This window comes from Pseudomonas sp. yb_2 (assembly GCF_043103905.1).
GTDB classification, from domain to species: Bacteria; Pseudomonadota; Gammaproteobacteria; order Pseudomonadales; family Pseudomonadaceae; genus Aquipseudomonas; species Aquipseudomonas alloputida.
Map to the genome: position 1 here is coordinate 24,810 of NZ_JBICKH010000083.1, position 8,951 is coordinate 33,760.

General features: G+C 65.1%; 4 protein-coding genes and 1 pseudogene. 2 read left to right on the forward strand and 3 right to left on the reverse strand.

Going from position 1 to position 8,951, the window contains the following annotated elements:
* Positions 1-18 precede the first annotated feature (18 nt).
* Entirely contained in the window at positions 19-969 is a 951-nt protein-coding gene (locus tag ACF8FB_RS23480; RefSeq protein ID WP_010952758.1) for a 2-hydroxyacid dehydrogenase, read from the forward strand.
* Between the two features lie 127 nt (positions 970-1,096).
* Here the strand turns inward: ACF8FB_RS23480 and nirD are convergent, their stop codons facing one another.
* From nirD to ACF8FB_RS23495, 3 genes are all read right to left on the reverse strand, one after another.
* Positions 1,097-1,459 carry a nitrite reductase small subunit NirD gene (gene nirD / locus ACF8FB_RS23485; RefSeq protein WP_014754224.1) on the reverse strand — a complete coding sequence of 121 codons (363 nt, stop codon included), beginning with the start codon at positions 1,457-1,459 and terminating at the stop codon, positions 1,097-1,099.
* Positions 1,459-4,011, reverse strand: a complete 2,553-nt coding sequence (nirB, locus tag ACF8FB_RS23490) for a nitrite reductase large subunit NirB (RefSeq protein ID WP_392512129.1) — start codon at positions 4,009-4,011, stop codon at positions 1,459-1,461. Before nirB ends, nirD begins: the two co-directional genes overlap by 1 nt.
* Before the next feature lie 270 nt (positions 4,012-4,281).
* Complete coding sequence (locus ACF8FB_RS23495; protein WP_392512131.1) at positions 4,282-8,307, reverse strand: molybdopterin-dependent oxidoreductase; 4,026 nt, start codon at positions 8,305-8,307, stop codon at positions 4,282-4,284.
* 318 nt (positions 8,308-8,625) lie between these two features.
* Between ACF8FB_RS23495 and ACF8FB_RS23500 the strand changes: the two are divergent.
* Positions 8,626-8,829: pseudogene (locus tag ACF8FB_RS23500) on the forward strand (type I methionyl aminopeptidase); the annotation flags it as partial.
* Positions 8,830-8,951 lie beyond the last annotated feature (122 nt).

The window sequence follows — 8,951 nt, forward strand, 5'->3', positions numbered from 1 at the left end:
TTTATGATGGAGTGACCGATGAAACCAGAAGTCCTGCAACTGAGCCCTATCCTGATCCCGCAGATCCGTGAGCGCCTGGAACAGCTGTTCACCGTACACCGCTACTACGAACAGGCCGACAAGGAGGCCTACGTCAGCCAGCATGCTGGCAATATTCGCGGTGTGATCACCGGCGGCCACACCGGCATCAGCCAGGCGCTGATGGCGCGCCTGCCCAACCTCGAAGTGATCGCCGTCAATGGCGTCGGCACCGACGCGGTAGACCTGGCCTATGCCCGTGATCGCGGCATCCAGGTGACGGCGACCATCGGTGCGCTCACCGAGGACGTCGCCGATCTTGCCATCGGCCTGCTGATCGGCTTGTGCCGGGGGATCTGCACCGGTGACCGCTTCGTTCGCGCCGGCCGTTGGGCCACCAGCACCACGCCGCTGGCACCGCTGCCACTGGCCCGGCAGGTGTCGGGCATGCGCGTGGGCATCGTCGGCATGGGCCGGGTCGGGCGGGCGGTAGCACAGCGGGCGGCAGCCTTCGGTTGCCCGATCCGCTACACCGATCTACAGGCACTGGATGTGCCCTACGGGTTCGAGGCAGATCTGCTGCAGTTGGCCAAGGACAGCGATGCGCTGATCCTCGCAGCGGCGGCTGACAAGGGCGAGGCGCTGATCAATCGCGACGTGCTTCAGGCGTTGGGCAGCGAGGGGTACCTGATCAACATCGCACGCGGCAAGCTGGTAGATGAGCCTGCGTTGATCGCCGCGCTGCAGGCTGGCGAGATCGGTGGCGCGGCGCTGGATGTGTTTGCCGATGAACCGCGAGCGCCCGAGGCGTTGTTCGAGCGCGAAGATGTAGTCCTGCAACCGCATCGCGCCAGTGCCACGGTACAGACACGCACGCGCATGGGCGAGATGGTGGTAGCCAGCCTGGTGGATGTGTTTGCCGGGCGCACGCCGCAGGGGTTGGTTATCTAGTCGGCGTGTGCCGGCCTCTTCGCGGGCAAGCCCGCTCCCACAGGTGCAGCGCCGTATTTGAAGGCGGTGCAGATTCCGTAGGAGCGGGCTTGCCCGCGAAGAGGCCGGCACAGGCAGCAAAGGGGTATCAGGCCACCGCCAGCTCCACCGCCTCCCCCTTCAACCGCACCGGCCACACCCGCAACCTCTGCCCGGCATCCTCCAGGCACTCCCCACTCAGCAGGCTGAAATGCTGCTTGTACAACGGCGCCGCCACCACCAACTCGCCCTGCACACTGCCCACCAGCCCACGACCGATGATATTGGCACCGGAGCGTGGGTCGCGGTTGTCCACCGCGTACAGCGGCTGGGCCTGCCCCGGCAGGTAGAACAACGCCACCTGGGCCCCATCGAACCAAACCACGACCCCGGAATCGGCCACCAGGTCTTGTGCCTGGCACACCGTCTGCCAGTTTTCTTGCGTGTTCACAGCAGCATTGGCCAGGTTCATCAAACAGCCTCCTCGACAGTTGGGATCAGGTGCAGCGGTGCAGCGGGCCGGCGTTGTTCGCGTTCGCGCACGAAGTGCACGTCCGGGTCGGCGCGGCGATCGTTGACAAAGGTACGGAAGCGCTTGAGCTTCTCCGGGTCGTTGAGGGCATTGGCCCATTCGCATTCATACTGGTCGACCACATGCTGCATCTGGCTTTCCAGCTCGCTGGCCAGGCCCAGGCTGTCGTCGATCACGACCTGCTTCAGGTAGTCCAGGCCGCCTTCCAGGTTTTCGCGCCACACCGAGGTGCGCTGCAGCTTGTCGGCCGTGCGGATGTAGAACATCAGCACGCGGTCGATCAGGCGTACCAGGGCTTCGTCGTCCAGGTCGGTGGCGAACAACTCGGCATGCCGCGGGCGCATACCGCCGTTGCCGCACACGTACAGGTTCCAGCCCTTGTCGGTGGCGATAACGCCGATGTCCTTGCTCTGCGCCTCGGCGCATTCACGGGTGCATCCCGATACCGCGAACTTGAGCTTGTGGGGGCTGCGCAGGCCCTTGTAGCGGTCTTCCAGGCGCAGGGCCATGGCGACACTGTCCTGCACGCCGTAGCGGCACCAGGTACTGCCCACGCACGACTTCACCGTGCGGGTCGACTTGCCGTAGGCGTGCCCGGTTTCGAAACCGGCCTCGATCAGTTCGCCCCAGATCAGCGGCAGCTCGTGCAACTGGGCGCCGAACAGGTCGATGCGCTGGCCACCGGTGATCTTGGTGTACAGGTCGTATTTCTTGGCCACCTGGCCGATGGCGATGAGCTTGTCGGGGGTTATTTCACCACCGGGAATGCGCGGTACCACCGAATAGGTGCCGTTTTTCTGCATGTTGGCCATGAAGGTGTCGTTGGTGTCCTGCAGCGGTACCAGTGCCGGGTCCATGATCGGCTGGTTCCAGCACGAGGCGAGAATGTTGCCCACCGCCGGCTTGCAGATGTCACACCCCAGATGGCCCTTGCCATGGCGCTCGAGCAGTTCGCTGAAAGTGCGGATACACTCCACCCGCACCAACCCGTACAGCTCCTGCCGGGTGTAGGCAAAGTGCTCGCACAGGCTCTTGTCCACCGCCACGCCGCGGGCCGTCAGTTCGTGCTCGAAGACTTGCTTGAGCAGGGCCGCGCAACCACCGCAGCCGGTCGCGGCCTTGGTGCAGCCCTTGACCGCAGCGAGGTCGCTGCAGCCGCTGTCGATCGCGGCGCACACCGCCCCCTTGCTGACGTTGTGGCAGGAGCAGATGGTCGCGCTGTCGGGCAGCGCATCGGCGCCCAGGGCCGGCGCACCACCGCCTTGCGGCAAGATCAGCGCTGCCGGGTCGGCCGGCAGGGCGATGCCGTTCTGGGCGTACTGCAACAGGGTGTCGTAATAGCTGTTGTCGCCCACCAGCACCGCGCCGAGCACGCGCTTGCCGCTGGCATCCACCACCAAACGGCGGTAAGCGCTGTTGGCTTCATCGATGAAGCGATAGCTGCGCGCGCCCGGCGTGGCACCGTGGGCATCGCCGATAGAACCGACATCCACACCCAGCAGCTTGAGCTTGGTCGACATGTCGGCGCCGGTGAACGCCACCGCCGCCTCGCCCATCAGCAGCCCGGCCAGGTTGCGCGCCATGCTGTAGCCCGGGGCGACCAGGCCGAACACGCTGCCGTTCCACGAGGCGCACTCGCCGATGGCGAAGATGCGGGGGTCGCTGCTGCGGCAGTGGTTATCGATGACCACGCCACCGCGCGCGGCGATGTCCAGGCCGCAACCCCGGCCCAGTGCATCCTGTGGGCGGATACCGGCGGAGAACACGATCAGGTCGGTTTCCAGGTGCTCACCGCCGTCGAAGTTCATGCGGTAGCGGTAGGTTTCACCGGCACTGACCGACTGGGTGGCGCGCGACAGGTGCACCCCCACACCTAGCGCTTCGATCTGCGCCTTCAACGCGGCACCGCCCTCGCCGTCCAGCTGTACCGGCATCAGCCGTGGGGCGAATTCCACCACGTGAGCTTCCAGCCCCAGCGACTTGAGGGCGTTGGCCGCTTCCAGGCCAAGCAGGCCGCCGCCGACCACCACCCCTCGGCGGGCACCGGCTGCGGCAGCACGAATGCCATCGAGGTCGTCCAGGGTGCGGTAGACCAGGCGGGCATTGCCGCTGGAGCCTTCGATCGGCGGCACGAAGGGATAGGAGCCGGTGGCCAGCACCAGTTGGTCGTAGCCATAGCGACCTGCGGCAGTGACGACTTCGCGGCGCTCGCGGTCGATCTCCAGCACGGCCTCACCCAGGTGCAGGTGCACGCCATTGGCCTCGTAGAAATCGTGCTCACACAGGGCCAGGGTTTCGGCACAGCTGCCGCCGAAGTATTCGGACAGGTGCACGCGGTCATACGCGCGTTGGCGCTCTTCGCCGAATACCCGCACCTCGAAGCGCTGCAGGGCGCCGCGACTGACCAGTTGTTCGACGCAATGGTGGCCGACCATGCCGTTGCCGACGATGACCAGTCGCTCTCGTTGCCCGCTGCTCGCTGTTGCCTTCATAAGCCGATCCTCGATCAAAAAAAAAGCGCCTGGAGCCGAAGCTCCAGGCGCCTTTGCCTGTATTCATCACGGTAGGGGGCCCGGTTGATCGCCGTTGATCAGTGGGCTTTGTTGTATCCGAGGTTAAGCAGGGAGCGTGCCAATCGGGTTGCGTGGGTTGCCTGGGTTGCCTGTGTCGGCCTCTTCGCGGGTAAACCCGCTCCTACACTTGCGCTGGGCCCGCCCAGCCAATGCACATTCAAGGTGCACAACACCCCATCTTGGAGCACTTCAGTACACATCGCGCCGATAACGCCTGGCCTTGCTCAAGCCTTCGACATAAGCCGCAGCCGCCGCCGCATCCATCCGGCCATGCTCGGCGACAATCACCCGCAACGCCGCATCCACATCCCTGGCCATGCGCTGCGCATCGCCACACACATAGAAATACGCCCCCGCCTCCAGCCATTGCCACAACAGCGCACCCTGCTCGAGCATGCGCTGCTGCACATAGATCTTCTCGACCTGGTCCCGCGAGAACGCCGTGTCCAGCCGCAGGTGCCCCGCCGCTTGCCAGGCCTGCAACTGCTCCTGGTAATAGAAATCGGTCGCTGCGTACTGCTCGCCGAAGAACAGCCAGTTGTCGCCTTTTGCCCCCCGTGCCTCTCGCTCCTCGAGAAACGCACGGAACGGTGCAATGCCAGTACCAGGGCCCACCATGATCACCGGCACGCTGTCGTCCTCGGGCAAGCGAAAGTGCTTCGACACCTGCGGGAAGATCGCCACCTTTTGCACCTGCGCACGGTCGGCAAGGAAACTTGAGCACACGCCTTTACGTTCGCCATAACGCACCGTCGATACCGTCAGATGCACCTGGCCTGGGTGCGCCAGCGGGCTGGAACTGATCGAATAGAGCCGCGGCTGCAATGGTTTGAGCAGTTCCAGCCAGCTGGCCAGCGGCAACTGCTGGGGGAAGGCGCGCAGCACATCGACCAACTGCCGGCCCCACAGCCAATCTTGCAGCTCGGCCTTGCATTCAGGCTGCAGCAAGCGCTGCAGGTCAGGCGCGTTGCTGGCAAATGCCTGCAGTTGTTGCGCAGTGACCTTGGCAATTTCCAGGTGTGTTTGCAGGGCTTCGGCCAGTGGCATGGCGCTATGACCTTTAAGCTCGACCATAGCCTGGCCATCGAGCTGCATCAGCGTCAGCAGCTCTTCTACCAGGGCCGGGCAGTTGCGCGGCCATACGCCCAGGGCATCGCCGGCAGCATAACTGAAGCCGCTGCCGCCCAGATCGAAGACCAGCTGGCGGGTTTCCTTGCTGGCGCCGGGGCCATTGAGCAGGCGGTTTTCCAGTACGGTGGCCATCCAGGGTTGCTGCTTGCTGAAGGCCGATACGGGTGCAGGTTCACTCGCCGGAGGTGGCGCCGCGGCAGTGCCCAGTGCAGGCAATAACGCTTCGAGCCAGCCAGCAAAGGCTTCGTCGAAGTCGGGCTCGCAGTCCACCCGCGCCAGCAGGCGCTGCCCTCCCAGCTCGGCCAGGCGCTGGTCGAGCTTGCGGCCAAAACCGCAGAACTGGTCGTAACTGGAGTCGCCCAGGGCCAGTACGGCATAGGGCAGCCCGGCGCAGTGAGCGCCCTCCTCGCCCTGCAAAGCCTGCCAGAAGGCCGCGCCGCTGTCGGGCGCGTCGCCATCGCCAAAGGTGCTGGCGATTAACACTACACTGGCAGCACCCTGCAGCTGGCTTGGGCTGACCGCCTCCAGGCAGCTGAGTTGCACGTTCAGACCAGCATCGCGCAGGCGCGCGGCACAGCGTTCGGCCAGTTGCTCACCATTGCCGGTCTGCGAGGCCCACAGCACCTGATGCCATGGCGTGGCCTGTACCGCGATGGGCGCAGTTGCAGGCTGGGCGAACAACCCGGCCAGCAAACCGTCAACAAACAAACGACGGCTGGCAGCCAGCGGCGCACTGGCCGGCAGGCGGGGTACGCCCTCGGCGCGGGCCTGGTCCAGGCCCAGCAGGAAACCTTGCAGGTAATGACGCTCTTCTTCGGCCAGCGCCGGAACCGGCAGGGTGTGCAGGCCAAGCAGACGGGACAGGGTGGCGGTCGGCATGCGGACAGGCTCTACAGTGGCAGTGTTCAGATCAAGGGCGTCGATGCGCTCGCCTGCGACCCGCTCCAGGGCTACGGCGCAGTGCTTGAAGGCAGGCTGCAGCGACAGCGGGTCGACCGCATCGCAGGTCGCGGCATTGATCGCCAATTGCTCGCCGATCAGGTCGTTCCAGTGAAACGGCGCAAAGCAGTTGCCCGGCATGACCCGGTCACTGATGCGCGCCGGCAACACGGCCTGCCCCCGGCGCGAGCGAACGGCCACCTGGTCCTTTTCAGCGACACCCAGCCGGGCGGCATCCTCGGGGTGAATCTCAAGGTAGGGGCCGGGCTCCAGTTTGTTCAGCGCCGGCACCTTGCCGGTCTTGGTCAACGTGTGCCACTGGTGCTGCACGCGACCGGTATTCAGCACCATGGGGTAGTCATCGTCCGGCACTTCCGCTGCCGGCAACCAGGGCCGGGCAAAGAAGCGCGCCTTGCCGCTGGCGGTGGGAAAGGCCAGTGCCGGCCGCCTACCTCGGGCATCGAGCAGGAGCGCCTGGCTGCTGCCGTCGTTGAGGTAGCGCAGCGGGCTACGATGCTGCTCGCTGCCCGGTGCACAAGGCCACTGGCGCGGCTGTGTCCGCAATTCGGCATAGCCGATACCGCGCAGGTCATAACCGGTTGAGGGGTTGTGGAAGCGGCGTATTTCCTCATACACCGCTTCGGCATTGGGGTAGTCGAAGGCGTCGGCATAGCCCATGGCACACGCCACGCGGGCAATGATCTGCCAGTCCGGCAAGCTTTGCCCGGGGGGCTCGACAGCGCGTGGCATCAGGGTCAGGTTGCGCTCGCTGTTGATCATCACACCCTCGCCTTCGGCCCACAGCGCGGCCGGCAGCAGGATGTCGGCGTAACGGTTGGTTTCGGTGTCGAGGAAGGCGTCCTGGGTAATGACCAGTTCGGCCTTGCGCAGGCCGTCGATCACTTGCTGGCGGTTGGCGACACTGGCTACCGGGTTGCTGCAGATGACCCAGCAGGCTTTCACTTCACCGGCTTTCATCTGCCCGAACAGCGCCACCGTACCCTCACCGCCCTCGCTGCGCAGGCTGCCGGGTGGCAGTTGCCACTGCCGTTCGACGAACGCGCGGTCATCTTCCACCAAGGCTGAGCGCTGGCCTGGCAAGCCGGGGCCCATGTAGCCCATGTCGCGGCCGCCCATGGCATTGGGTTGGCCGGTCAGCGAGAACGGGCCGCTACCGGGCCGGCAGATGGCACCCGTGGCCAAGTGCAGGTTACAGATGGCGTTGCTGTGCCAGGTGCCGTGAATGCTCTGGTTCAAGCCCATGGTCCAGCAGCTCATCCAGTTGTTGGCGCTGCCGATCCATTCGGCAGCCTTGATGATATCGGCCTCGGCCAGCCCGGTGATGGCGGCGACGCGCTCGGGGGTATAGTCGTCGAGGAAGGCCGGCAGTTCGTCCCAGCCTTCAGTGTGGCGGGCGATGAAATCGGGGTTGGTGTGGCCGTTGCGATGCAGCAGGTGCAAAAGGCCGTTGAGCAAGGCCATGTCGCTGCCGGGGCGCACCTGCAGAAACAGGTCGGCCTTGTCGGCGGTGGCGCTGCGCCGTGGGTCGACGACGATCAGCTTCGCACCGGCCTTGACCCGATCAAGCAGGCGCAGGAACAGGATCGGGTGGCAGTCGGCCATGTTGGCGCCGATCACCAGAAATACGTCGGCGTGCTCGAAGTCCTGGTAACTGCCAGGTGGGCCATCGGCGCCAAGCGACAGCTTGTAGCCACTGCTGGCGCTGGCCATGCACAGGCGCGAGTTGGACTCGATGTGGCGCGTACGGATAAAGCCCTTGGCCAGCTTGTTGGCCAGGTACTGAGCCTCCAGCGACATTTGCCCGGACACGTACAGCGCCACGGCATCCGGGCCGTGCTGGTCGATGATGCCGCGCAGACGCTCGGCGGTGGCAGCGATGGCCTGGTCCATGCTGGTGCGCACTGGCGGCTGGCTGCGTTGCTGGCGCAGGTAGGCGTCGGCCATGCGCCCGCTGGCACTCAGTGGCTGGTGTGCGGTGAGGCCTTTGGTGCATAGGCGGCCAAAGTTGCTCGGGTGCAGCTTGTCGCCGCTGATCTTGCCGACCTTGCCATCGGCAACGCTCATGACGATGCCGCAGCCCACGCCGCAGTAGGGGCAGACGCTGCGTACTTCGCTGTTGGCCATGGGCGGGCTCCTGTGGAAAATGCAAAAAGGCGCCGGCTGCCCCGGCATGCTGATGCAAGCGGGGCAACACGGCGCCTTTGTCGTGAAGTGGTGAGGGCTGTCGACGTTGATAGCCCGGGATGAGGGTAGATCAGCAATTTATGGGCCAGCTATACCGGCCCTTTCGCGGGCATGCCCGCTCCCACAGGGATATCGCAAGGCCTGAGGGCGGCGCAGTACCTGTGGGAGCGGGCGTGCCCGCGAAGAGGCCTGCACAGGTTACGCACCATGCGGTGGCAACCTCACGCTCCCAGGCGCTTTGCTGGGGCAATTTCCAGCATGGGCAACTGCCCTCCCCCCATGTCCCAGGTGATCCTCAAGCCCCCCGCCCAACTCGACCTGATGCGCCGCACCGGCCAGTTGCTGACCCAGGTGTTTGCCAAACTCGACAGCTTCATCCGCCCCGATGTGACCACGGTGCAGATCAACGACCGCGCCGAGGCGTTCATCGTCGATACGCTCAAGGCGCGGCCGGTGACCGAGGACGGGTTTGAGGTGCTGACGCTGCGGGAAGAAGAGTGGCGCAGCTAGCCCCTTGTTGCAGAGGGGCGGAGACGATCGCATGATGCAGAAATAAAAAAAGCGACCCTAAGGTCGCTTTCTTT